The organism is Staphylococcus simulans (assembly GCF_002902285.1).
Lineage (GTDB): Bacteria > Bacillota > Bacilli > Staphylococcales > Staphylococcaceae > Staphylococcus > Staphylococcus simulans.
The window spans coordinates 11,185-11,656 of record NZ_PPRU01000044.1 but is presented as its reverse complement, the minus strand read 5'-3'; the positions used below and the strand labels follow the sequence as shown (position 1 = coordinate 11,656).

Below are 472 nucleotides of genomic sequence, written 5' to 3'. Positions count from 1 at the left end.
GTTTTACCAAATGTAAAGAAATGAATTCTAAATCATCATCAATTTTTATGATTGGTATATTCCAGCTTTTATCTAGAGATTGGATGTTATATGCATAATCAGAGCAATTCATATCAAATTCGTAAAAATCATTATTTTCTAAAAGATAAAGCATTAAATATTTAGTTTCTTGGTTTTTGTAATGATTTATCAACTGCTTAAATTTGAATTTTTCTTTCACCATATTGTATTGAGAGTTAACTTCCGTATAAAACTTCGCTTTATCATCTGAAAGTGAAGCGATAGTTTTAGGTTCTGAAAGATAAAACTCATCATCCCATTCAAAAGGAATCACAAAATCTAGTGTTACAAATTGATTATTCCATTTACAAATTATTTTGTATGAAAAATCCAATTTCAGATCATTGCTGATTAATTTAAGCAAAGTGTCAATACACTTTAATTCTTTATAACTCATATAAATCACCTCCTT

The 472-nt window shown here is 26.1% G+C and carries 1 protein-coding gene; it reads right to left on the bottom strand.

Annotated elements, in window-relative coordinates; translation table 11 throughout:
- The coding region (locus tag CD112_RS10160; protein WP_103364260.1) for a hypothetical protein at positions 1 to 457 on the bottom strand (457 nt) is incomplete at its 3' end.
- Positions 458 to 472: the final 15 nt, after the last annotated feature.